The organism is Microbispora sp. CSR-4 (assembly GCF_008033685.1).
Classification (GTDB): domain Bacteria; phylum Actinomycetota; class Actinomycetes; order Streptosporangiales; family Streptosporangiaceae; genus Microbispora.
In genome coordinates this window covers 11,929-35,021 of the sequence record NZ_VJVX01000003.1, presented here as the reverse complement: position 1 = coordinate 35,021, position 23,093 = coordinate 11,929, and the positions used below count along the sequence as shown (strand labels likewise).

The window sequence follows — 23,093 nt, the reverse complement described above, 5'->3', positions numbered from 1 at the left end:
GGCACCGCACCGCGCCGCGCCGGACCGCACAGCGCGGGACCGTGAGCGTCGCATCGCCGGCGCCGCGCCGCGCCGGACCGCACAGGGCCGCACAGCGCGGGACCGTGAGCGTCGCATCGCCGGCACCGCACCGCACCCCACCGCCGCGTCACATCGCCGGCACCGCTTCGCGAGCGCCGGGTCTGAACCCGTGGGAGCCGACCGGCGGAACGCCTGTGTCCGGGGCGCGCGGCCCCGGACACACGGGGGACAGGACCGGATCAGGTCCGGGCCGGTCAGACGTTGAAACCGAGCATGCGAAGCTGGTCGCGGCCCTCGTCGGTGATCTTGTCGGGGCCCCACGGCGGCAGCCAGACCCAGTTGATGACCACGTTGGAGACCAGGTCGGCGAGCGCCGAGTTGGCCTGGTCCTCGATCACGTCGGTCAGCGGGCAGGCGGCGCTGGTCAGCGTCATGTCGATGGTGGCGATGGGACGCTCGCCCTCGCCGGCCGGGTCGAGATTGACGCCGTAGACGAGGCCGAGGTCCACCACGTTGATCCCCAGTTCGGGGTCCACCACGTCCTTCAGCGCCTCGAGCACGTCGTCGAGGGAGGTCTCCCCGTCGTAGTCGCCGGTCGGCGTCTCGGTCACGGTGCCCGTCGGGGTCTCGGTCGGCTTGCTCACGTCGTCTCCTCACCTCGCGGCGCCCGCGGCGCGGCGCCGTACTTCCCAACGCGGCCGGGGCGGCCGGTCATCCCTGGCTCCTCATCAGCGCGTCCTTGTAGGCCATCCAGGCCAGCAGCGCGCACTTGACGCGGGCGGGGAACTTCGCCACACCGGCGAACGCCACCGCGTCGCCCAGCACGTCCTCGTCGGGCTCCACCTGGCCCCTGCCCTGCATGAGCCGGGTGAACTCCTCGACCACCGACAGCGACTCCTCCACCGTGGAGCCGGTCGCGAGCTCGTGCAGCACCGAGGCCGCGGCCTGGCTGATGGAGCAGCCCTGGCCGTCATAGGACACGTCGAGCACCTTGCCGCCGTCGGCCACCTTCACCCGCAGCGTCACCTCGTCGCCGCAGGTCGGGTTGACGTGGTGCACCTCCGCGTCGTACGGGTCGCGCAGGCCCCGCCCCTGGGGATGCTTGTAGTGCTCCAGGATCAGCTCCTGGTACATGGATTCACCGATCATGGCTCAGCCGAACACCTTCTGCACGTGGTGGAGGCCGCGGACCAGTGCGTCGATCTCGGCCGTCGTGTTGTACAGGTAGAAAGACGCCCGCGTGGTCGCCGGAATTCCGAACCTGAGATGCAACGGCCGGGCGCAGTGGTGGCCTACCCGCACCGCGATCCCGTACACGTCGTCGAGGATCTGCCCCACGTCGTGCGGGTGGATGCCCTCCAGGGTGAACGAGATCGTGCCGCCGCGCGCGATGGGCGTGCGCGGGCCGATGATCCTCAGCCCCGGAACCTCCGGCAGCGCCTCCAGCGCGTACGCGACCAGGGCCTTCTCGTGCGCCTTGATCTCGTCCATGCCGACCGCGGTCAGGTAGTCGACCGCGGCGCCGAGGCCGATCGCCTCGACGATGGGCGGCGTCCCGGCCTCGAACTTGTGCGGCACCGGCGCGTACGTCGAGTGGTCCATCCAGACCGCCTCGATCATCTCGCCACCGCCGAGGAACGGCGGCATGGCGTCGAGCAGCTCGCGCCGGCCCCACAGCACGCCGATGCCGGACGGCCCGACCATCTTGTGGCCGGTGAACGCGACGAAGTCGACGCCGAGCTCGGTCACGTCCACGGGCTGGTGGGGCACCGACTGCGACGCGTCGAGCATCATCAGCGCGCCGACCTCGCGCGCGCGGGCCAGGATCGGCGAGACCGAGTTGACCGTGCCGAGCACGTTCGACTGGTGCGTGATCGAGACGATCTTCGTGCGCTCGGTGACCAGCTCGTCCAGGCCCTCGATGTCGAGGCGGCCCTCGTCGGTCACCGGGAACCAGCGCAGCGTCGCGCCGGTCCGCTGCGCGAGCAGCTGCCACGGCACGATGTTGGAGTGGTGCTCCATCTCCGAGATGACGATCTCGTCGCCGGGGCCGATCCGGAACCGCTCGTCCTCGCCGACGGGGTTGCCGAAGGCGTACGCCACGAGGTTGAGGGCCTCGGAGGCGTTCTTGGTGAAGACGATCTCGTCACGCGACGGGGCCTTGACGAACGCGGCGATCTTGTCACGCGCGGCCTCGTACGCCTCGGTCGACTCGCTGCCCAGCACGTGCAGCGCCCGGCCGACGTTGCCGTAGTGCCAGGTCAGGTGGTCGCGCATGGTCTCGACCACCTGAGTCGGCTTCTGCGAGGAGTTGCCGGAGTCGAGGTAGACCAGCGACCTGCCTCCGGGAAGTTCGCGGCCGAGGACCGGGAAGTCCTTCCTGATCCTCTCCACGTCGAAGCCGGGCGCACTCATCAGGCGGACGCCTTCGAGGTCGTGTCAGCCTTTCGCGCGTCCCGCACGTATGCCTCGTAGCCCTCGTTCTCCAGCTTGTCGGCGAGCTCGGGTCCGCCCTCCTCCACCACGCGCCCGCCGGCGAAGACGTGGACGAAGTCCGGCTTCACGTAGCGCAGGATGCGGGTGTAGTGGGTGATCAGCAGCACGCCGGTGTCGCCGGAGCCACGGCTGTGCTCCCCTGGGGACGACCCCAGACCCCGGAAACGGTTGATGCCCTCGGACACGACGCGCAGGGCGTCGACGTCGAGGCCGGAGTCGGTCTCGTCGAGCACCGCGATCTTCGGCTTGAGCAGCTCGAGCTGGAGGATCTCGTGGCGCTTCTTCTCGCCGCCGGAGAAGCCCTCGTTGGTGTTGCGCTGGGCGAAGGCCGGGTCGATGGACAGCGCGTCCATGCCCGCCTTCAGCTCCTTGGCGAACTCGCGCAGCTTGGGCGCCTCGCCGCGGACCGCGGTGATCGCCGAGCGCAGGAAGTTCGACACGCTGACGCCGGGCACCTCGACGGGGTACTGCATGGCGAGGAACAGGCCGGCGCGGGCGCGCTCGTCCACCGACATCGCCAGCAGGTCCTCGCCGTCGAGCAGCACGGAACCGGAGGTGACGGTGTACTTGGGGTGCCCCGCGATGGCGTACGCCAGCGTGGACTTGCCCGAGCCGTTCGGGCCCATGATGGCGTGCGTCTCGCCGCTGCGGACCGTCAGGTCGACGCCGCGCAGGATCTCCTTGTCGCCCACGGCGACGTGCAGGTCACGAATCTCAAGGGTGGACACTTGTATTTACTCCTTCGAGAGCGAGACGTACACGTCGTCGCCTTCGATCTTGACTCGGTAGACGTTGACGGGCCTGGTCGCCGGCGGCCCGGTGGGCTTGCCGGTGCGCAGGTCGAAGCAGGAGCCGTGCAGCCAGCACTCCAGCGTGTGGTCGTAGACCTCGCCCTCGCTGAGGCGGACCTCGGCGTGGGAGCACACGTCGTGCAGGGCGAAGACCTCGCCGCCGGTGCGCACCAGCGCGACCGGCGTCTCCCCGACCTCCAGGCCGAGGACGCCGCCGTCCGGGATGTCTCCGACCTGGCAGACCTTCTCCCAGTGGGCGGTGTCGGCGCTCATCGGGCCAGCTCCGCCTCGACCGCCGACAGGACGCGCTCGCGGATCTCCGGCACCTCGATCTTCTCCAGCAGCTGGGCGAAGAAGCCGTGGATGACCAGGCGGCGGGCCTCGTCGAACGGGATGCCGCGGGCCTGCAGGTAGAAGATGTGCTCGTCGTCGAGGCGGCCGGAGGCGGACGCGTGGCCCGCTCCCGCGACCTCGCCGGTGAGGATCTCCAGGTTCGGCACCGAGTCGGCGCGGGCGCCGTCGGTGAGGATGAGGTTGCGGTTCAGCTCGTAGGTGTCGGTGCCCTCGGCCTCGGCCCTGATGATCACGTCGCCGATCCAGACCGCGTGGGCGTCCTCACCCTGCAGCGCGCCCTTGTAGGTCACGTTGCTGCGGCAGTTGGGCACGCTGTGGTCCACCAGCAGGCGGTGCTCCAGGTGCTGGCCCGCGTCCACGAAGTAGAGGCCGGTCAGGTCGGCGTCGCCGCCCGGGGCGGTGTACGACACCGAGGGCGACAGCCGTACGAGGTCGCCGCCGAGGGTGACCACGAACGAGCGGAACGTCGCGTCCTTGCCGAGCCTGGCGTGGTGGTGGGAGACGTGCACGGCGTCGTCGTCCCAGTCCTGCAGGCTGACGACCTTGAGCGTCGCGCCCTCGGCCACGTCGAACTCGACGTTGTCGGCGTAGACGGCGCTGCCGCGGTGGTCGAGCACCAGCACGGCCTCGGCCAGCGGCTCCACCGACACGAGGATGTGCCCGTACGCCGCGGCGCCCGCCCCGGACCCCCGCAGGGTGATCACGGTGGGCGCGGAGGCGGCCGTCATCTTCGGCACCGTGACGACGGTGGCCTTCTCGAACGACGAGTAGGCCTGCGCGCTGACCCGGTCGGACGGCGTGTACGCCTTGCCGAGCCGGGCGTCGTCGCGGCCCACGGTCTCGACGCGCACCTCGGGCGCGGCCTCGACGTCCACCACGACGCCGCCGGTGACGGCGGCCGTGCCGTTGTGCAGCCCCTTCAGCCGCGACAGCGGCGTGAAGCGCCACTCCTCCTCGCGGCCCGTCGGCACCGGGAAGTCGGCCACGTCGTACGACGACTTCTCGTGCAGCGTCGACAGCGGCTTGGTCTCCAGGCCCATCAGCCGACCGCTCCTTCCATCTGCAGCTCGATCAGGCGGTTGAGCTCAAGGGCGTACTCCATGGGCAGCTCACGGGCGATCGGCTCGACGAAGCCGCGCACGATCATCGCCATCGCCTCGTCCTCGCCGAGACCGCGGCTCATCAGGTAGAAGAGCTGGTCCTCCGACACCTTGGAGACCGTGGCCTCGTGGCCCATCGACACGTCGTCCTCGCGGACGTCCACGTACGGGTAGGTGTCGGACCGGCTGATCTGGTCGACCAGCAGCGCGTCGCACTTGACGGTCGAGGCCGAGCCGGCCGCGCCCTCCTCGATCTGCACCAGGCCCCGGTAGGAGGTGCGGCCACCGCCGCGCGCCACCGACTTGGAGATGATCGTCGAGGACGTCTTGGGCGCGAGGTGCACCATCTTGGCGCCCGCGTCCTGGTGCTGGCCCTCGCCGGCGAAGGCGACCGACAGCGTCTCGCCCTTGGCGTGCTCGCCCATCAGGTAGACGGCCGGGTACTTCATCGTGACCTTGGAGCCGATGTTGCCGTCGATCCACTCCATGGTCGCGCCCTCGTACGCCACGGCGCGCTTGGTGACCAGGTTGTAGACGTTGTTCGACCAGTTCTGGATGGTCGTGTAGCGACAGCGGGCGCCCTTCTTCACGACGATCTCGACGACCGCCGAGTGGAGCGAGTCGGACGAGTAGATCGGCGCGGTGCAACCCTCGACGTAGTGGACGTAGGAGTTCTCGTCCACGACGATCAGGGTCCGCTCGAACTGGCCCATGTTCTCGGTGTTGATCCGGAAGTAGGCCTGCAGCGGGATCTCCACGCTCACGTTCGGCGGCACGTAGATGAACGAGCCGCCCGACCACACGGCGGTGTTGAGCGCGGCGAACTTGTTGTCGCCCACCGGGATCACCGTGCCGAAGTACTCCTTGAAGAGCTCCTCGTGCTCGCGCAGGCCGGTGTCGGTGTCGACGAAGATGACGCCCTTCTCCTCGAGGTCCTCACGGATCTTGTGATAGACGACCTCGGACTCGTACTGGGCGGCGACACCGGCGATGAGGCGCTGCTTCTCCGCCTCCGGGATGCCGAGCTTGTCGTAGGTGTTCTTGATGTCCGGGGGCAGCTCGTCCCAGGACGCGGCCTGCTTCTCCGTCGAGCGGACGAAGTACTTGATGTTGTCGAAGTCGATGCCCGTGAGGTCGGAGCCCCAGGTCGGCAGCGGCTTCTTCTCGAACAGCCGAAGGCCCTTGAGGCGCAGGTCGAGCATCCACTCCGGCTCGTTCTTGAGCGCGGAGATGTTGCGGACGACCTCTTCGGACAGCCCACGGCGGGCCGTGGCCCCCGCCACGTCCGTGTCGGCCCAGCCGAACTTGTAATTCCCGAGGCCTTCCAGCTCCGGGCGGTCGGTGACAGTCACCTTCCGGACTCCTTGCTCGTCGATGTGCTCGATAGATGTGCGGCCGGCAGCTCGGCGGCCGATAAACCGGCGGTCGGCGAATCGGCCGCCGCCGGATCGGAACGCGCGTGCCGTGCGGCCAGCGCGTGTGAACTCACGTGGGTGGTGCAGACCCCGTCGCCGTTGGCGATCGTGGCCAGGCGCTGCACCGGCGTGCCCAGCAGCCGGGCGAACGCCTCGGTCTCCGCCTCGCACAGCTGCGGGAACTGCGCCGCGACGTGCGCCACCGGGCAGTGGTGCTGGCACAGTTGCTCGCCGCCCTTGCCCGTCGCGGACGCCGACGCCGCGTAGCCCTCGGCCGACAGCGCCTCGGCCAGCACGCGGACCCGCTGCTCGGCCGGGACCTCGCGCATCAGCGCCTCAAGCCGGCCGACCAGCCCGGACACCTGCGCCCGCGCGAACTCCGACACCGCCTCGCCGCCGAGCCGCTCGGCCAGGAAGCGCAGCGCGCTGCCGGCGAGGTCGTCGTAGGCGTGGACGAAGGCGCTGCGGCCCGCGTCGGTGATCGCGAACATCTTCGCCGGCCTGCCGCGCCCCCGCTGGCCGCGCGGGCGTGCCGTACGAGGCTCTATCATGCCCTCGGCCAGCAGCGCGTCGAGATGGCGGCGCACCGCGGCCGGAGTAAGCCCGAGCCGCTCGCCGAGCGCCGCCGCCGTCACCGGGCCGTGCTCCAGGATGAGCCGCGCCACCCGGGCACGGGTGCCGCGCTCGGCGGTGATGTCCATGTGCACGGGGGACGCCGGAACAGGCCGCGTCACCACGGCCTTCTCGGCGTTCTGCTTCCCCTGCACGTTTTTCACAACATCAGTGTGCCGTAATTCCTTCCCCGGCGACAAACCCAAGGAGAGGTCGCCGGGGATGCAATTTCTCACGCAGGTAAGCCTTACCTAACCTGCGACGACGTGAGTTTTCCACATCCTTTACCCGCCCGGGCTGGAATGGCGGCACTCGCCGACGAGAGCGCGCTCCCCGCTCCCTAGACTCGATGCCGTCGACGACCGACCAGGGCCGCCCGCATCCGGCCGGCCCGGCGGTCGGTCCTGCGAGGGGAGGCCGGTGGGAGTGCCGGGGGTTGACAGCACGTTCGAGAGCACGGCCGGCCGCACGGGCGGCGCCGCGCCGGCGGTGGAGATCGACGGGCTGGTCAAGCGCTACGGAAGCACCACGGCCGTCGACGGGCTGACCCTCACCTGCGCGCGGGGCGCCGTCACGGCGATCCTCGGGCCGAACGGCGCGGGCAAGACCTCGACGATCGAGATCTGCGAGGGCTTCCGGCGGCCGGACGGTGGGACCGTGCGCGTGCTCGGCCTGGACCCGGCCGACGCCGCGCTGAAGCCGCGCCTGGGGATCATGCCGCAGAGCGGAGGGGTGCCTCCCGCCGCCCGCGCGGGCGAGTGGCTGCGCGTGGTCTCCCGGTTCTACGCCCACCCGCTCGACCCCGGCTCCCTGCTCGATCTGCTCGGCCTGGCCGACCACGCGCGTACGCCGTACCGGCGGCTGTCGGGCGGCCAGCAGCAGCGCCTGTCGCTTGCCGCCGCGGTGATCGGGCGGCCGGAGCTGGTCTTCCTCGACGAACCGACCGCCGGTCTCGACCCACAGGCCCGGCACGCCTGCTGGGACCTGGTCGCCGCGCTGCGCGCCTCCGGGGTGTCGGTGGTGCTGACGACCCACCAGATGGACGAGGCCGAGAAACTCTCCGACCACATCGTGGTCATCGACCACGGCCGGGTGGTGGCCGCGGGCACCCCCGAGTCGCTGACCGGCGCCGAGCGGCAGCTCAGGTTCCGCGCCCGCCCCGGGCTCGACCTGGAGGAGCTGCTGGCCGCGCTGCCGCCGGGCAGCGCCGCCAAGGAGTCGCCCTCGGGGCACTACATCATCGAGGGGCAGGTCGGCCCGCAACTGCTCGCCACCGTCACGGCCTGGTGCGCCACCGAGGGCGTCACCACAGAGGACCTGCGCATCGAGCGGCGCACGCTGGAGGACGTCTTCCTCGAACTGACCGGCAGGGAGCTGCGGTGAGCACGATCGCCACGCTGGACCTCACGCCGCGGCCCGGGGCCGCGCCGCTGCACCGGATGGTCCTCGCCCAGGCGGGCGCGGAGATCCGGGCCATGCTGCGCAACGGCGAGCAGCTCCTGCTCACGATGATCATCCCGATCCTGCTGCTCGTCGGGTTCTCCACGGCCCCGCTGGTGGACGTCGGCGACGGCGCCCGCATCGACTTCGTCGCCCCCGGCATCCTCGCGCTCGCGGTCATGTCGACCGCGTTCACCGGGCAGGCCATCGCCACCGGCTTCGAACGCAGGTACGGCGTGCTGAAGCGCCTCGGTGCGACCCCGCTGTCCAGGGCCGGGCTGCTGCTGGCCAAGACCGTCGCGGTCGTCGCCGTCGAGGTGCTGCAGGTCGTGGTGATCGCCGCGGTTGCGCTGGCGCTCGGCTGGTCCCCGCACGGCGACCCGCTGTGGGCCGTGCCGCTCCTCCTGCTGGGCACGGCGGCCTTCAGCGGCCTCGGCCTGCTCATGGCCGGCACGCTGCGGGCGGAGGCCACCCTGGCCGGGGCCAACCTCGTCTACCTGGTGCTGCTCGGGCTCGGCGGCGTGCTGTTCCCGCTGGACCGGTTCCCTGCGGGGGTGCAGCACGTGCTGGGGCTGCTGCCGATCAGCGCGCTCACCTCCGGCCTGCGCACCGTCCTGAGCGCCGGCGGCGGCTTCCCCGGCGGCGCGCTCCTCGTGCTGCTGTGCTGGACGGTGGCCGCGCTCGCCCTCGCCGCCCGCACCTTCCGCTGGGAATGACACGGGCACCGGCAATGACACGGGTCGCTGGTGGAGTGACACCGGACTGCTTGAGTGACACCGGTCGCGTGGCGTGACGACGCCGGGGCCCTCACCTGCGACCTGACAGCCTGCGCATATGATTGCGGGCGTTTGTTGTGATCAATGCCTTTATGTGGGGTTGCCGGCATGACCGCTGAGTCCCTTCCGGGAGCCGAGCCGTATCGCATGAGGCCGTCGCCGATCAGGGCGCTGCGGGCCGCCTCGGACGCGATACCGCCGTCGGGACTGGTGCTGCTGGGCATCCTGTCGGTCCAGGTGGGCGCCGGGCTGGCCAAGAACCTCTTCGCGGAGCTGTCCCCTTCGGCCGTGGTCTTCCTGCGCATCGCCACCAGCGCCGTCATGCTGCTGGCCGTCGCCCGGCCCAAGGTGCGCGGGCTGTCGCGGCGCGACCTCGCCGTCGGCGTCGCGTTCGGGCTCAGCCTCGGCCTGATGAACCTGTCGTTCTACGAGGCACTCGCCCGGATGCCGATCGGGATCGCGGTGGCCATCGAGTTCATCGGCCCGCTCACCCTGGCCGTGGTGTCCTCCCGCCGCCGGCTCGACCTGCTGTGGGTGGGACTGGCCGCCGCGGGCGTGATCCTGCTCGCCCCCTGGGGGGACGCGGGCACCGCGAGCTGGGTGGGGATCGGCTTCGCCGCGCTGGCGGGCACGTGCTGGGCCGCCTACATCGTGCTCTCCGCGGCCACCGGCGCCCGCTTCCCCGGCGCGAGCGGGCTGTCGTTCGCCATGATCGTGTCCACGATCGTCGTCGCGCCCATCGGGATCGGCTCAGGCGGGAGCGAGCTGCTGCGGCCCGAGCTTCTGCTGCTCGGCGCGGGGGTGGGCCTGCTCTCCTCGTTCATCCCCTACTCGCTGGAGCTGGAGGCCCTGCGCCGGATGCCCAAGCGGGTCTTCGGCATCCTGATGAGCCTGGAGCCCGCCGCAGCCGCGCTCGTCGGCCTGCTCGTCCTGCACGAGGTGCTCCAGGTGCGCGAGTGGGCGGCCATCGGCTGCGTGGTCATCGCCTCCATCGGCGCCACCCGCGCCGGGGACGGCTGAGCCGCACCGTTCAGGCCGTCGTACCGTTCAGACCGTCGTACCGTTCAGGCCGGGGGCGGGTCGGCCGACCAGATCGCGCGCACGTGCTGCAGGTGGTGGTTCATCAGGCGCTCGGCAGCCTCGGCGTCACCGCGTACGACGGCGTCGAGAAGGTCGAGGTGCTCGCGCGCCGAGGACGCCAGCATCCGCGCGTCGGGCAGCCCGCGCAGCCCGTAGAGCCGGGCCCGGGCACGCAGGTCCCTGACCGTCTCGACCAGCCGGGCGTTGCCCGACAGGGCCAGCAGCGACAGGTGGAACCGCTGGTCGGCGGCCACATAGGCGAGCAGGTCGCCCCTTCCGGCGGCCGAGACGATCTCCTCGGCGATCGGGCGCAGCGTCTCGGCCCGCTCGCCCAGGGACTCCCCGGCGAGCCGGGCCACCGTGGGCACCTCGATCAGCCGCCTGATCTCGATGATCTCGTCGAGGTCGCGCTCGGACACCTCGGCGACCCGGAAGCCCTTGTTGCGCAGGGCCTCGAACAGACCCTCCTTGGCGAGGTCGAGCATCGCCTCCCGCACCGGCGTGGCCGAGACACCGAACCTGGCCGCCAGCGCGGGGGCCGAGTAGACGACACCGGGCCGCATCTCCCCCGCCACCAGCGCGTCCCGCAGCGCCTGCGCCACCTGCTCGCGCAGGTTCTGCCGTGTTCCGGCGCCCGGCGCGCCGAGGTCGTCACGCTCGCGACTCGCCGGTCCGTTCCACACCCCGCCCATCGACCGGCCACCGCCCTCCTCGGTCGCGTACGGCCGATCGTACCGGCCCCTGCCGGGGGAAACGATCACGGGCCGACCGGGAGGACCGGGGACGGCGCGGCCCCAGGCGGACCCGCCGGACGGCGCGCGGGCCGGAGAAGGGACCACCGACAGGGCCGCCTACGATGAATTCCGTGAATCCCACGACTGACCGGATCCGCGGCTCGCTGCTCGCCCTTTATCGCTCGGTGCGGTTTCCCACGAACGAGTCGATGCGGCGGTGGGCCCTGGCGGCGATCGTGGTCAACGTCGGCATCACCGTCACCGGCGCCGCCGTCCGCGTCACCGGCTCCGGCCTCGGCTGCCCGACCTGGCCGCGCTGCACGCCGGACAGCTTCGTGCCGGCGAAGATCGACTCGCACGCGCCGATCAACATGGCGATCGAGTTCGGCAACCGCCTGCTGTCGTTCCTCGTGCTCGCGGTCGCGGCCGCGTGTGTGATCGCCGCCTGGCAGCTGTCGAGGGGGGAACACGGCCGTCCGGTCCTGCTGCGGCTCGCGCTGGTGCAGCCGGCCGGCGTCCTCGTCCAGGCCCTGTGGGGCGGGCTCGTGGTCCACACGATGCTCAACCCGGTGACCGTCAGCGTCCACTTCCTGCTGTCCATCGGCATGATCGCCGCCGCCGTCGTGCTGTTCGCGCGGGCGGGCGAGGGCGACGCCCCGGCCAAGCGGGTGGTCCACAGGGACATCCGCACGCTCTCGTACGCGCTGAGCGCGGCCGCCTTCGTGCTGCTGCTGGCCGGAGTGGTGGTGACCGGCACCGGGCCGCACTCCGGAGACGAGGCGGCCTCCCGCTTCGGCTTCGACATCCAGGACGTGGTGCGGCTGCACACCGACATCGCCTACGTCGTCGTCGGGCTGACGTTCGCCCTGCTGTTCGCCCTGCACGTCTCCGGCTCCCCCGCCCGCGCCCGGCGCGCCGCGCTCGTGCTGCTCGGCGTGGAGCTGTCCCAGGGCGTGATCGGGTATGTGCAGTATTTCCTCGCCGTCCCCGCGGCCCTGGTGCTCCTGCACGTGCTGGGCGCCACGCTCGTGTGGGTCTGCACGCTGCGCGTCGTTTTCCTCATGCGGACCCGGGGTCCCGCCCCCGCACCCGCCCACCGGCAGCCGGAGCTCCACACCGCGGGAGTCTGAGGGATGCGCGTCCCGCGCCCCTGGACCTGGTCGCGTACGGCACAGCGCCGGGGCTTCCAGGCCCTGGCGGCCCTGAGCGTGCTGCCGCTGCTGCCGATGACCTGGGCCTGGCTGGCGAGCTCCGCCCACCGGGTGACGGCGGAGCCGGGCGCAGGCTGGGTCGCCGAGGTGCCCGCGATGCCGGCCGCGCTCGTGCTGGGCGCGGGCGTCGTGAACGGCAAACCCAGCCCGATGCTGGCCGCCCGGCTCGGCATCGCGGCCGAGCTGTACCGCACCGGCAAGGTGCGGGCCCTGCTGCTGTCCGGCGACAACAGCCGCAAGGACTACGACGAGCCCTCGGTCATGCATGACTACCTGATCGCGCACGGCGTCCCGGCCCAGAAGATCGTGCTCGACTACGCCGGGTTCGACACGTGGGACTCCTGCGTACGGGCCAAGGAGATCTTCGACGCCTCCCGCCTCGTCGTGGTGACCCAGGAGTTCCACCTTCCCCGGGCCGTCGCGCTGTGCCGCGCGGCGGGAATCGACGCGTTCGGCGTCGGCGACGACTCCAGCCGCGACTGGCCGGTGGAGACGGTGGCCTACGCCGTCAGGGAGTTCCCCGCATCCGCCAAGGCCCTGCTGGACAGCCTGGTCCTGCACTCCTCACCGCAGTTCCTCGGCCGCCGCGAGACCGCGCTCGACCGCGCGCTGGCGAGCTGAGCGCACCCCGCCCGGCGCGCGCAGAGTGGCGGACGGTTCACACAGCCGCCAGATCGGGCGGTACGGCGATCGGCACGAGGAACAGCGAGGCGGCGGCATGCAAAAGGTTGGGACCGGCGGCGCGGCAGGCGGCATGACGAGCGGGGCGGCGGGCGGGGCGCCGCGGCGAAACTTTCATCGGGCGAGCCACGCTGAGCTGGGCGGACAGGACGAGTGAAGGCGTGTCCCCTGGCCGGTGACGGCTCGGCGCGTTAGGGTCCGGCCACGTGGGAGCGCTCCCACCATCCCCCGAGGGAGGTGAGGCCACACCCACAGTGGCTATCGCACCGCGGGTACGAGCGGATCCTCCTCCGCCCACCCATCGCGCAACGCCCGGGAAGCCGCCGTGACGGCTTCCCGGGCGCCTCCCGCTGACTCACTCCGGCGCCGGGCCGTCGAGCCGGGCGCGATCAGGCCCCGCTCAGCCGCAGCTGATGTCGCTGATCGCCGGCGTGGCCGACCCGCTGCCGAGGAACCCGGCCGTGGCCGATGCACCCGGGGCCAGCGAGTTGTTCCACTCCGGAGCGTGGATCATCGCGAACGGCCCGCTCTGCATGGACGTGCCGTTCCACGCCTGGGTGATCGTCGCGCCGTTCGACATCTGCCACTGCATGTACCAGCCGTTGAGCGGTGCCGTGCCGGTGTTCGTGATCGTGGCCTCGCCCTGGAAGCCGCCAGGCCAGGTGTTGGTCAGCTTCACCGTGGCCGTGCAGGCCGGGTTCCCGGCCGTCGGGGAGGTCGAGGGCGACGGGCTCGGCGACGGGTTCCCGGTGGGCGAGGCGCTCGGCGAGGCGCTCGGCGAGGGGCTCGGCGAGGCGCCGTCGCGGAGGAAGTTCACATCCGAGCAGCCGTAGAAGGTCTCCTGGCTGTCCGAGCGATACCAGACCGCGTAGATGATGTGCCGGCCGCTCTTGTCGGGCAGCCTGCCGGAGAAGCGGTAGGCGCCGTTGCTGACCTCGGGCTCGGGGTCGACCGTGAGGAACGGCTGCTCCTCCATGTCGTCCCAGGTGAGCGGCTTGGTCGGGTCCCAGCCGTCCTTGGTGACGTAGAGCTTGAAGCCGCCGGGGTGCGGCACCCACGCGCCGTAGACGAAGTCGTACATGCTGTTCGCCTTCAGCGTGGTGGTCGGCCAGTCGGTCCTGGGCGCGTCGTGGGGGGAGTACTTGCTGAAACCGCCGCTGCACAGCTGGCCGTCGGGGATGAAGCCCCGGGTGCGGCCGCCGCCGTCGGAGCGGAGCACGCCATACCAGTCGTAGAGGGGCTGGGTGCCGCCGGCCGCCACGGCGTCCGCGCAGGCGGGGGTCTTGGGGATGATCTGGCCGCCGGTGAGGCCGTCGGTGTAACACGCGTACGTGCGGCTCGCGGGGGCCTGGAGGGCGCCGTGCGCCTCGGCCGCGGTCTGCGTCAGGACCGCGACGAGGCCGGCGAGCACGGCCGCCACCGCGGCGAGCACGGCGATTTTGCGTCCGGACCTCAGGGACAGCGATCTCCGACGCGGGGATTGCGCTGTGGTGCTCATGGTTGGGGGTTCTCCTCATGATGGGCGGGCACGCCTTCCGGGGAAGGTCGCGCCGTCAGGGGGCTGTCGTACGAGAAGAACGCATGCGGCATCGCCGCACGCCCTCCTGGAGCCCACCCATCAAGTGGCCACCGCGCACAGCGATTGAAACACGCGCGGGCCGTCCGGGCCAAGCCGCGCCCGATCTTGCCCGGCCCCGCCCGGCCCCGCCCGGGCGCGGAGTCAGCGCCGGGGGTCGCCGGGCGCAGGGCCCGGGCCACCCTCTTGCGGCCACTGCGGCGGGCCCTGTGGTGGCGGCCCCTGTGGGGGACGCTGTGGGGGACGCTGTGGCGGACGCTGTGGCGGGCCGTACGGAGGCCCCTGTTGCGGACCCGGCGGCGGGCCTTGCGGGCCCGGCGGCTGACCGGGGGCGCCCGGGGGCCCGTATCCGGGAGGCGGCCCACCCGGCGGAGGCCCGTACCCCTGCCCGCCCGGTTGCTGCCCGCCCGGCTGAGGACCGCCCGGCTGGGGACCGCCCGGCTGAGGACCGCCCGGTTGCGGCCCCGGCCCGTACCAGGGCGGCACGGCCTGGCCGCCACCGGGCCACCGGTTCGCGGTCGGGGCGCCCGGAGCGTACCCCGGCGGGGGCACGCCCCGCGCGGCGTTCGCCTGGTGGCGCTCCGGCAGCGGGAACGACAGCCGGGCGTACGCCATGAGATCCGCGAGCGACCGCTGCTGGGCGCGGAAGGTCTCCTCGTCAACCCCGCCCCGAGCCGCGCGGGCGTGCAGCAGCCCGAGCTCGGTGGAGGCGATCTGATAGTCGATCATCGCCCGTGCCCCGGCCCTGCCGCCGTGGGCCTTGGCCCACGCCCGGGCCTGCCGCCGCCGGCGCAGGGACGACAGCATGAAGATGTCGGCCTGGTTGATCAGCCCGTTGCGCTCGTACGGCGGCAGGTAGTGCTGGATCAGGCCGACGATCCGCCGTCTGTCCCGGAAGATCACGATGAGCTCGACGACGAGCAGGATCATCAGCAGCAGATAGGCGATGGCGAGCCCGCCGAGACCGGCGAAGGAGGCGAAGCCGTTCCAGAGGCCGTGCAGCAGCATGGCCCCGATCCACCCGATGACGATGACGACGATCCCCACCGCGCCCCCGCGCTGCGCGGCGTACGCCACTGCGATGCCGATCAGGGAGGTGAACAGCGGATGGGCGAACGGCGACAGCACGGCCCGCAGCACGAGCGTGGCGGCCAGCCCCTGCGCGCCGTTCTCCTCCAGCGCGGCCAGGTAGTAGCTGACGTTCTCCGACATGGCGAAGCCGAGCCCGACCATGCTGGCGTAGATGATCCCGTCGGTGGGCCCGTCCAGCTCCTGCCGCCGGAACCACAGCAGCCCGAGCAGGACCAGCCCCTTGGCCGTCTCCTCCACGGGCGGGGCGCCGAACGTGGCGACGAGGTTGCGGGCGCTGGTCGTGTCCCCGAGCTGGTGGGCCACGTAGACGAGGTTGAGCGAGTTGAGCACGCCGGCGAGCAGCACGGCGATGCCGGCGCCCCAGGCGAACGCGAAGATCAGGTTGTTGCGCGGTTCCGGTTCCATGCGGTCGAGCGCGAGCACGCCCGCGAGCAGCAGCGGCACGGGGGCCACGGCGAGCCCGAGCGCGATGAAGAACTGGACCGGCTCACCGTTGATGATGTCGAAGGAGAACGACACGAGAGCGCAGATTCCGGCGACGACCAGACCCACGATGAGGCCGATGGACGGACGCTCCCTGAGAACGGCGCGGGGGTCGAGGCCTGCCACTGTGTGACTGTAACCGACCAAACCCGCCGAGGTCCTCCTCGGGCCTCAAAAGATCCCCATGCAATCCGTGCCGGGGCGGGTATCGGGCAGGCGCGCCGCCGTCCCGAGCACGCGCCGGTTCCGGGCAGAATGGGCGATCATGGATGTCGCACCACCAGACGGGCTCGGACGACGCGGTTTCCTCCGCATCGCGTGCGCCGCCGCCGTCGGCTCGGTCGCCGCATGCGCGCCCGGGCCCCGGGAAGGCTCCGCGCCCGCCTCCCCGTCGCCCTCCTCAGGGTCCCCGTCGCCGTCCAGGAAACCGGTGGCGGAACGGCTGCTGCCCGGCGACCCGGACTGGCGGGTGCGCAGGCGCGGCCCCGACGAGGCGATCGAGGGCTACGGCGACCGCGCGAGCGTGCTGCCCGGGGAGTCGTTCGGCCTGCACGTCTCCACGACCGAGGGCCGCTATCGGGTGACGGCCTACCGGATGGGCTGGTACGGCGGCACGCTCGCCCGCCGGGTGTGGCGTTCCGGCTGGCTGAAGGGGCGCGACCAGGGCCGCGGACGGCTCGTCGGCGACACCCGCACCGTACGGGCCGGGTGGCGGCGCTCCCTGACCGTGTCCACCGAGGGCTGGCCCGAGGGGGCCTACCTGCTGCGCCTGGACACCGAGCACGGCCACCAGCGGTACGTGCCGCTGGTCGTGCGCTCGGCCTCCGGGGCCGGCCGTACGGTCCTGGTGCACGCCACCCCCACCTGGCAGGCGTACAACCGGTGGGGCGGCTACAGCCTCTACTACGGCGAAGACGGCCGCTACGACAGCCGCTCGCTCGCGGTCAGCTTCGACCGGCCCTACGACACCACCGGCATGGAGAAGTTCCTCATCCACGAGCGGCCGGTGGTGGCGCTGGCCGAACGGCTCGGCCTGCCCCTGGCGTACACGACCGGCGGCGACCTGGAGGCCGGCGACGACGTGCTCACCGGCGCGGCCGCGGTGATCTTCCTCGGGCACGACGAATACTGGACGCCCGGGGTGCGCCGCACGGTGACCAAGGCCCGCGACGCGGGCGTCAACCTGGCCTTCCTGGGCGCCAACACCTGCTACCGCCGCGTCCGGCTGGAGGACCACGGCAGGACGGTCGTCTGCTACAAGACCGCGGTGGACCGCGACCCGCTGGTCCGCACCCGCCCGGCGCTGGCGACGACCGACTTCCGGGCGGCGCCGAAGGCCGATCCCGAGTCGTCGCTCATCGGGGTCTACTACGACGGCTATCCGGTGGACGCGCCGTTCGTGGTGCACGAGCCCCGCCACTGGATCTTCGCGGGCACCGGTGTGCGCCGCGGCGACGCGTTCCCGCACCTCGTGGGCGTGGAGTACGACCGGGTGAACACGGACGTGCCGACGCCGAGGCCGCTGCAGATCCTCGCCCACTCGCCGGTGACCTGCGTGGGGCGGCCCAGTTTCTCCGACGCCGCCTACTACACGGCCGAGAGCGGGGCCGGGGTGTTCGCCTCGGGCACCATGCGGTGGGCCGAGACGCTCATGGCGCGCACCCGCGACCTGCCGGGGGCGCACGGGATCGACGCGCGCACACGGGCCTTCGTCACCGCCACGACGACCAACCTGCTGAAGGGCTTCGCCGAGGGACCCGCCGCCGAGAACCTGCCCACCCCCGACGACAACGTACGCAAGACCTACCGCGCCTGACGCTGCGGCCCCCTCACGAACGGACCTCTTCCCCGCCCGCCCTGCGAACGGCATCGCGGGGAGGCGTCCGCGGGCCCCACCCGTTGACGAGTAGATCGATTGGTCGATATAAACCGTAGACCGAACGTTCTATTCACTGCGAAGGAGCCGAAGTGCCGCAACGGACCACGGCCGAGGTCATCGGCCGTTTCAACCGCGCATTCGTCCACCACGCCCCCGAGGCCCGGGCCTGACGATGCGCAGCTACCACCTCGACAGCGGCGTCGGGCTCGCGGGCCTGACGATCAGAGACCACCCCGACCCGGTCCCCGGCGCCGGTCAGGTCGTCGTCGCCGTACGCGCGGCGTCACTGAGCTTCCGCGAACTGATGATCGCCCGCGGCGAGTACGTCCTGCCGGTGAAGCCGGACGTGGTCCCGGTGTCCGACGGGGCCGGCGACATCGTGTCGGTCGGGCCCGGGGTCGACTCCCGCCGGATCGGCGAACGGGTCACCGCCACCCTCTTCCCGAGCTGGCAGGACGGCCCTTTCGGCGTCGAGCACCTGCCGCAGCGCGGGGGCTCACTGGACGGCATGCTCACCGAACGCGCCGTGATCGACGCGGACGCGTTGGTGCCGGTCCCCCGCCATCTGTCCTACGAGGAGGCGGCGACGCTCCCCTGCGCCGCGGTCACCGCCTGGAACGCCGTGACCGGCGCGGACGGCCTGCGTCCGGGCCAGACCATGGTGACGCAGGGATCGGGCGGGGTGTCGCTGTTCGCCCTGCAGTTCGCCAAGACGCTCGGCGCCCGGGTGATCGCCACAACGAGCAGCCCCGAGAAGGCGCTCCGCCTGCGCGGCCTGGGCGCGGACGAGGTCATCGACTACCGGGCCGTCCCCGACTGGCCCGCGAGGGTCCGCGAGCTCACCGGCGGACGGGGCGCCGACCGCGTCATCGACGTCGCCGGCCTGCTGGAACAGTCCCTCAAGGCGGTCGCGATGGCCGGGCATGTCGCCTGCGTGGGCTTCGTCTCCGCCACCTCGCCCCCGCTCGATGCGCGCACGCTCTTCGCCTCCGGCGCGACCGTGCGCGCCGTCGCGGTCGGCAGCCGCGCCCAGTTCCTCGCCATGAACCGAGCCGTCGAGGTCAACGCCCTTCACCCGGTCATCGACCGCGTGTTCCCCTTCGACCAGGCCCACGACGCCTACCGCCATTACGCCTCGGGCAAGGCGTTCGGCAAGGTCGTCATCACCGTCTGACCCGGCGCGGACGTCCCGGGCGACGTCGCGGCGCCGCCACACCCACTCCCCTGGCCCGTACGGCGGACGGCCCGGGGGGCGTACGCGCCGCGGCGTAGCCGCACGTGACGTTCCCCGGGGGACGCCCGCGACACCCTCCGCGCACCAGCGTTGGACCTCTCTTCGCAGACGACGAGAGGTGCGAGATGGAGACGTTGCGACGTCTGGCCGGTCTGCCCGCGGGGCGGGTCGGCAAGTGGGCGGTGATCGCCGTCTGGCTGGCGGTGATCGTCCCCCTCGGCGTGCTGGCCGCGGGGATCGGGCAGGCGCAGGACAACGACGAGACCAGCTGGATGCCGTCGGGGGCCCCGTCGACCCGGGCCGTGGAACTGACCCGGCGGGAGTTCCCCGCGGCCCGCGACAGCGCCCTGGTGCTCGTCTACGCGCGGCAGGGCGGCCTGGGCGCGGCCGACCGCGCGGCGGTGCTCGATGACAGAAACCGGCTCCGGGCCCTCGGGGACGTGACCGGGCCGGCGCCCTCGGCGGACGGCGCGGCGCTCACACTGACGGTTCCGGTGCCGGGCGACGCCATGGAGAGCGGCGAGGCGACGCGGATCGTGGCCCGGGCACGGGAGATCATGCGGGCCGGGCTGCCCGCCGGGCTCACCGCCGCCGCCACCGGGCCCGCCGCCTCCCGCGCGGACGCGGCGGACGCCAACGGCCGGGTCGACGGAACGCTCACCCTGGTCACCGTGGCGGTGGTCGCGCTGCTCCTGCTCGTCACCTACCGCAGCCCGGTGCTGCCGCTCGTCCCTCTCGCCTGCGTCGCGGCGGGCGTGGTGGCCGCGCAGGCCGGGGCCGTCCTGGTCGCCGAAGCGGGCGTCGTGGTCAACGGCTCGGGCGCGGCGCTGATGATCGTCCTGGTGTTCGGGCTCGGCACCGACTACGCGCTCCTGCTGATCTCCCGATACCGGGAGGAGCTGGCGGAGCACTCCGACCGGCACCAGGCGATGGCTCTGGCGCTGCGACGCACGGCGCCGTCCGTGGCGGCCTCCGCCGCGACCATGGCCCTCGCCGCGCTGGCCCTGTTCGCGGCGGACATGAACTCCACCAAAGGGCTCGGCCCGCTCGCGGCGATCGCCGTCGTGGCCGCGCTGCTGGCCATGACCACCCTGCTGCCCGCGCTCCTCACGGCCCTGGGCCGGGGCGTGTTCTGGCCCGCCGTCCCCCGTCGTGCGGCCCCTGGCGCCCGTACGGCGCACATCTGGCGGTGGACGGGGCGGCTCGTCTCCGGGCGGCCGCGCCGTGCCTGGGCGGTGGCCGGGCTCACCCTCGCGGCGCTGGCCTGCGGCACGGCCTTCCTGCGGGTGGGCGTCCTCGACGGCGGCGACAACTTCACCCGCGTTCCGGAGTCGGCGGCCGGGCAGGAGGTCGTGCGGGCTCACTACCCCGGCGGCGCCACCGCGCCCGTCCTCGTCTACGTTCCCGCGCGGGCCGCCGCGACGGCCGCCGGGCTGGCCCGTACGGCGCCCGGCCTCGCCGCGTCCGGCCCGGCGGAGACGTCCGCTTCCGGCCGCTGGACGCGGATCACCGCCGTGCTCGCCGACCCTCCGTCGAGCGACCCGGCCCGGCGGTCGGTCGAGGGCCTGCGCGCGCGGCTCGCCCGGGCCGTGCCCGACGCACTGGTGGGGGGACAGACGGCGGCGCTGCTCGACCGGGACGCCGCGATGGACCGCGACCTGGCGGTGATCGTGCCGCTCGTGACCGGCGTCGTCACCCTCGTCCTCGGCGTCCTGCTCCGCGCGGCCGTCGCGCCCCTGCTGCTGCTCGGCTGCGCCCTGCTCTCGTCCGGCGCCGCTCTCGGCCTGTCCGCGCTGCTGTTCCACGCTCTCGGGTTCGCCCGCACCGACCAGACCGTGCTCACGCTCGGGTTCCTCTTCCTGGTGGCGCTGGGCGTGGACTACACGATCTTCCTCATGGCCCGGGCCAGGCAGGAGGTCCGCGAGCGCGGGCACCGGGACGGCGTCGTCACGGCCCTCGTCGCGACGGGGGGCGTCATCACCGGCGCCGGCGTCGTGCTCGCCGCGACGTTCCTGGTGCTCACCATCACCCCGGTGGTCCTCAACATCCAGCTCGGTCTGCTGGTCGCGCTCGGCGTGCTCGTGGACGCGTTCGTGGTGCGCACGGTCCTGGTCCCCGCCCTGGCGCTCGACATCGGCCCGGCGACCTGGTGGCCCGCCCGTCCCGCGCCCGCGCCGCGCCCGCGTCACCCCTCGGGGATCGGCAGCCCGCCCTGGTAGGCGAACACGACGAGCTGGGCGCGGTCCCGTGCGCCCAGCTTCGTCATGGCCCGGCCCACGTGGGTGCGTACGGTGGCGGCGCTGACCACCAGCCGGCCCGCGATCTCGTCGTTGGACAGGCCGGCGGCGACCCACCCCACCACCTCGCGTTCGCGCTCGGTGAGCGCCGACAGCCGCACTCTGGCCTCGCCGGGCGGGCCCGGCCGGCCGGCGAACCGCGCGATCACCCGGCGGGTGACCGCGGGCGACAGCAGCGACTCTCCCGCGGCCACCACCCGCACCGCCCGCAGCATCTCGTCCGGCTCCGCGCTCTTGAGCAGAAAGCCCGACGCGCCTGCCCGGAGCGCGTCGAACACGTGGTCGTCCAGGTCGAACGAGGTCAGCATGACCACCCGGGTCGCGGGTGCCTCGGCGACGATCCGCCGGAGCGCCTCGATCCCGTCGAGCACCGGCATCCGGATGTCCATCAGGACCACGTCGGGGCGCCACCGGCGGACGGCGGCCACGGCGGCGGCCCCGTCCACAGCCTCGGCGACCAGGTCGATGTCCGGCTCGTCCTCCACCAGCATGCGCACGCCCATCCGCACCAGCGCCTGGTCGTCCGCGACGGCCAGTCGTATGGGCGCCTCCGGGGGCGTCATATCCGGTCCCCTGCGGGCCGGGGATCGCGCGGCAGGACCGCCAGGACCCGGAAGCCGCCCCCGGGGCCCGGGCCGGCCTCCAGGGTGCCGCCCACCGACGCCGCGCGCTCCCGCATGCCGGGCAGGCCGTGCCCGCTCCCCTGACGGTCGCCGTCATGCCCCAGGCCGCCGGTGCCGTCGTCGGTCACCGTCACCGACACCGTCTCCGGTCCGTACGCCACCCTCACCTCCGCCCGGGAGGCGCCGGCGTGCCGCACCACATTGGTCAGCGACTCCTGCACGATCCGATATCCGGCCAGGTCCACCGCCGCGGGCACCCGGCTCCGCGTCCCCTCGACGACCAGGTCCACCGCCAGGCCGCCCCGCCGCACCGCCTCGACGATCTCCGGCACCCGGTCCAGCCCCGGCACCGGGGCCAGCCCCGTCCCCGGCAGCGTCCCCGGCGGTGACCGCAGCGCGACCCGCAGCTCCTCCAGAGCCTGGGCGCTCAGCTCCCGCATGGCCTGCAGCGACTGCTCGGCCCGCTCGGGGCGCCGGTGCAGCACGTGCAGGGCCACCCCCGCCTGCATGTTGATCACGGCGAGACTGTGGCCCACGATGTCGTGCACCTCCCGCGCCATCCGCAGCCGCTCCTCCTGGACGTGGCCGAGGCGCTCCGCCTCGGCGGCGCGCGTCCTGACCCGGCGGTAGGCGCGCACGGCCACCCCCGCCGTCCACGGCGCGACGAGCCACAGCGCGGCCAGCGCGGGCACGCCCATCTCCGGCGCGTCCGGCGCGCCCGTCCAGGACGAGAACGACAGGTAGGCGGCGGTCACCGCCGCCAGCGCCACCCCGGACACCCGTTCCGGCCGCCAGGCGGCGGCGGAGTACACGGCCACCGACGTCAGTTCGAGCACCGGGGCGTACGGGTGACCGCGGGCCAGGAAGGCGATCGTGGCGGCGAAGGTCACCACGAGGGCGGCGAGCGGCCAGGCCCGCCGCGCCACGAGCCCGGCCGCCGCCACCCCGACCAGCGCGCACCCCGCCGCGTCGAGCCGCAGGCCGCGCTCGCTCAGCGCGGACGCCGTACCGAGCGCGGCGAGCACACCGAGGACGGCCGCGAACAGGACGTCGAGCGGCGCCACCCGCCACGGACCTCCGCCGGGCCGCGCGCCGCCCGAAACCAGTGCGGCGCGCCACGCCGCCATCCGTTCCATGACTCCGAACGTACGTAAGGACACGCCCGGCGGCATCAGCGCTGTGACGTATTCCGGTCGCA

The 23,093-nt window shown here is 72.7% G+C and carries 21 protein-coding genes; 8 read left to right on the top strand and 13 right to left on the bottom strand.

Annotated features, from left to right (window positions below):
• Nucleotides 1–275: 275 nt before the first annotated feature.
• From FLV34_RS04800 to FLV34_RS04765, 8 genes are all read right to left on the bottom strand, one after another.
• Nucleotides 276–632 carry a metal-sulfur cluster assembly factor gene (locus tag FLV34_RS04800; protein WP_221889912.1) on the bottom strand — a complete coding sequence of 119 codons (357 nt, stop codon included), beginning with the start codon at nt 630–632 and terminating at the stop codon, nt 276–278.
• Nucleotides 633–732: 100 nt separating this feature from the next.
• Complete coding sequence (gene sufU, locus FLV34_RS04795; RefSeq protein ID WP_139573119.1) at nt 733–1,170, bottom strand: Fe-S cluster assembly sulfur transfer protein SufU; 438 nt, start codon at nt 1,168–1,170, stop codon at nt 733–735.
• A 3-nt stretch (nt 1,171–1,173) separates the two neighbouring features.
• Nucleotides 1,174–2,436, bottom strand: a complete 1,263-nt coding sequence (locus tag FLV34_RS04790) for a cysteine desulfurase (RefSeq protein ID WP_142647464.1) — start codon at nt 2,434–2,436, stop codon at nt 1,174–1,176.
• The gene (gene sufC / locus FLV34_RS04785; protein WP_142647465.1) at nt 2,436–3,245 is read right to left on the bottom strand and encodes a Fe-S cluster assembly ATPase SufC; all 810 of its coding nucleotides are present in this window, start codon (nt 3,243–3,245) and stop codon (nt 2,436–2,438) included. The genes FLV34_RS04790 and sufC overlap by 1 nt, the downstream gene beginning before the upstream one ends.
• Before the next feature lie 6 nt (nt 3,246–3,251).
• Complete coding sequence (locus tag FLV34_RS04780; RefSeq protein ID WP_142647466.1) at nt 3,252–3,581, bottom strand: non-heme iron oxygenase ferredoxin subunit; 330 nt, start codon at nt 3,579–3,581, stop codon at nt 3,252–3,254.
• Entirely contained in the window at nt 3,578–4,702 is a 1,125-nt protein-coding gene (sufD, locus tag FLV34_RS04775) for a Fe-S cluster assembly protein SufD (RefSeq protein WP_142647467.1), read from the bottom strand. The genes FLV34_RS04780 and sufD overlap by 4 nt, the downstream gene beginning before the upstream one ends.
• A complete protein-coding gene (gene sufB, locus FLV34_RS04770) occupies nt 4,702–6,138 on the bottom strand; it encodes a Fe-S cluster assembly protein SufB (RefSeq protein ID WP_312845737.1) in 1,437 nt (478 codons plus the stop codon). The genes sufD and sufB overlap by 1 nt, the downstream gene beginning before the upstream one ends.
• Nucleotides 6,111–6,878: a metalloregulator ArsR/SmtB family transcription factor gene (locus FLV34_RS04765; RefSeq protein WP_142647513.1), complete on the bottom strand. Its 768-nt coding sequence runs from the start codon at nt 6,876–6,878 to the stop codon at nt 6,111–6,113. The genes sufB and FLV34_RS04765 overlap by 28 nt, the downstream gene beginning before the upstream one ends.
• 337 nt (nt 6,879–7,215) lie before the next feature.
• On the opposite strand from FLV34_RS04765, the gene FLV34_RS04760 reads away from it, so the two are divergent.
• The 3 genes from FLV34_RS04760 to FLV34_RS04750 all read left to right on the top strand — a co-directional run bounded on the left by FLV34_RS04760 (nt 7,216) and on the right by FLV34_RS04750 (nt 10,025).
• Nucleotides 7,216–8,172, top strand: a complete 957-nt coding sequence (locus tag FLV34_RS04760) for an ABC transporter ATP-binding protein (RefSeq protein WP_147942471.1) — start codon at nt 7,216–7,218, stop codon at nt 8,170–8,172.
• Between the two features lie 56 nt (nt 8,173–8,228).
• Nucleotides 8,229–8,945, top strand: coding sequence for an ABC transporter permease (locus FLV34_RS04755; RefSeq protein WP_147942541.1), 717 nt, complete (start codon nt 8,229–8,231; stop codon nt 8,943–8,945).
• A 168-nt stretch (nt 8,946–9,113) separates the two neighbouring features.
• Nucleotides 9,114–10,025 (top strand): DMT family transporter, encoded by a 912-nt coding sequence (locus FLV34_RS04750; protein WP_142647470.1) that lies wholly within the window; start codon nt 9,114–9,116, stop codon nt 10,023–10,025.
• Nucleotides 10,026–10,069: 44 nt separating this feature from the next.
• Here FLV34_RS04750 and FLV34_RS04745 read toward each other — a convergent pair whose 3' ends face one another.
• The gene (locus tag FLV34_RS04745; protein WP_260617241.1) at nt 10,070–10,846 is read right to left on the bottom strand and encodes a GntR family transcriptional regulator; all 777 of its coding nucleotides are present in this window, start codon (nt 10,844–10,846) and stop codon (nt 10,070–10,072) included.
• A 95-nt stretch (nt 10,847–10,941) separates the two neighbouring features.
• Here FLV34_RS04745 and FLV34_RS04740 point away from each other — a divergent pair, with 95 nt between their 5' ends.
• Both FLV34_RS04740 and FLV34_RS04735 read left to right on the top strand, forming a co-directional pair.
• Nucleotides 10,942–11,949, top strand: a complete 1,008-nt coding sequence (locus tag FLV34_RS04740) for a heme A synthase (protein ID WP_142647471.1) — start codon at nt 10,942–10,944, stop codon at nt 11,947–11,949.
• Nucleotides 11,950–11,952: 3 nt separating this feature from the next.
• Nucleotides 11,953–12,651 carry a vancomycin high temperature exclusion protein gene (locus FLV34_RS04735; RefSeq protein ID WP_147942470.1) on the top strand — a complete coding sequence of 233 codons (699 nt, stop codon included), beginning with the start codon at nt 11,953–11,955 and terminating at the stop codon, nt 12,649–12,651.
• 460 nt (nt 12,652–13,111) lie between these two features.
• On the opposite strand, the gene FLV34_RS04730 is transcribed toward FLV34_RS04735, so the two are convergent.
• Together FLV34_RS04730 and FLV34_RS43205 are read right to left on the bottom strand one after the other, a co-directional pair.
• Nucleotides 13,112–14,209 carry a lytic polysaccharide monooxygenase gene (locus FLV34_RS04730; RefSeq protein WP_147942469.1) on the bottom strand — a complete coding sequence of 366 codons (1,098 nt, stop codon included), beginning with the start codon at nt 14,207–14,209 and terminating at the stop codon, nt 13,112–13,114.
• A gap of 222 nt (nt 14,210–14,431) precedes the next feature.
• Entirely contained in the window at nt 14,432–15,988 is a 1,557-nt protein-coding gene (locus FLV34_RS43205; protein ID WP_147942468.1) for a PrsW family intramembrane metalloprotease, read from the bottom strand.
• Nucleotides 15,989–16,292: 304 nt separating this feature from the next.
• Between FLV34_RS43205 and FLV34_RS04720 the strand changes: the two genes are divergently transcribed.
• The 3 genes from FLV34_RS04720 to FLV34_RS04710 all read left to right on the top strand — a co-directional run bounded on the left by FLV34_RS04720 (nt 16,293) and on the right by FLV34_RS04710 (nt 21,194).
• Nucleotides 16,293–17,678, top strand: a complete 1,386-nt coding sequence (locus FLV34_RS04720; RefSeq protein ID WP_222709414.1) for a N,N-dimethylformamidase beta subunit family domain-containing protein — start codon at nt 16,293–16,295, stop codon at nt 17,676–17,678.
• A gap of 235 nt (nt 17,679–17,913) precedes the next feature.
• Entirely contained in the window at nt 17,914–18,915 is a 1,002-nt protein-coding gene (locus FLV34_RS04715) for an NAD(P)-dependent alcohol dehydrogenase (protein WP_147942467.1), read from the top strand.
• 185 nt (nt 18,916–19,100) lie between these two features.
• On the top strand, nt 19,101–21,194 hold the full coding sequence (locus FLV34_RS04710) for an MMPL family transporter (RefSeq protein WP_147942466.1): 2,094 nt from the start codon (nt 19,101–19,103) through the stop codon (nt 21,192–21,194).
• On the opposite strand, the gene FLV34_RS04705 is transcribed toward FLV34_RS04710, so the two are convergent.
• Together FLV34_RS04705 and FLV34_RS04700 are read right to left on the bottom strand one after the other, a co-directional pair.
• Nucleotides 21,161–21,835: a response regulator transcription factor gene (locus tag FLV34_RS04705; RefSeq protein ID WP_147942465.1), complete on the bottom strand. Its 675-nt coding sequence runs from the start codon at nt 21,833–21,835 to the stop codon at nt 21,161–21,163. The two genes, FLV34_RS04710 and FLV34_RS04705, sit on opposite strands and share 34 nt — an antisense overlap.
• Nucleotides 21,832–23,031, bottom strand: coding sequence for a sensor histidine kinase (locus FLV34_RS04700; RefSeq protein WP_187280541.1), 1,200 nt, complete (start codon nt 23,029–23,031; stop codon nt 21,832–21,834). The genes FLV34_RS04705 and FLV34_RS04700 overlap by 4 nt, the downstream gene beginning before the upstream one ends.
• Nucleotides 23,032–23,093 lie beyond the last annotated feature (62 nt).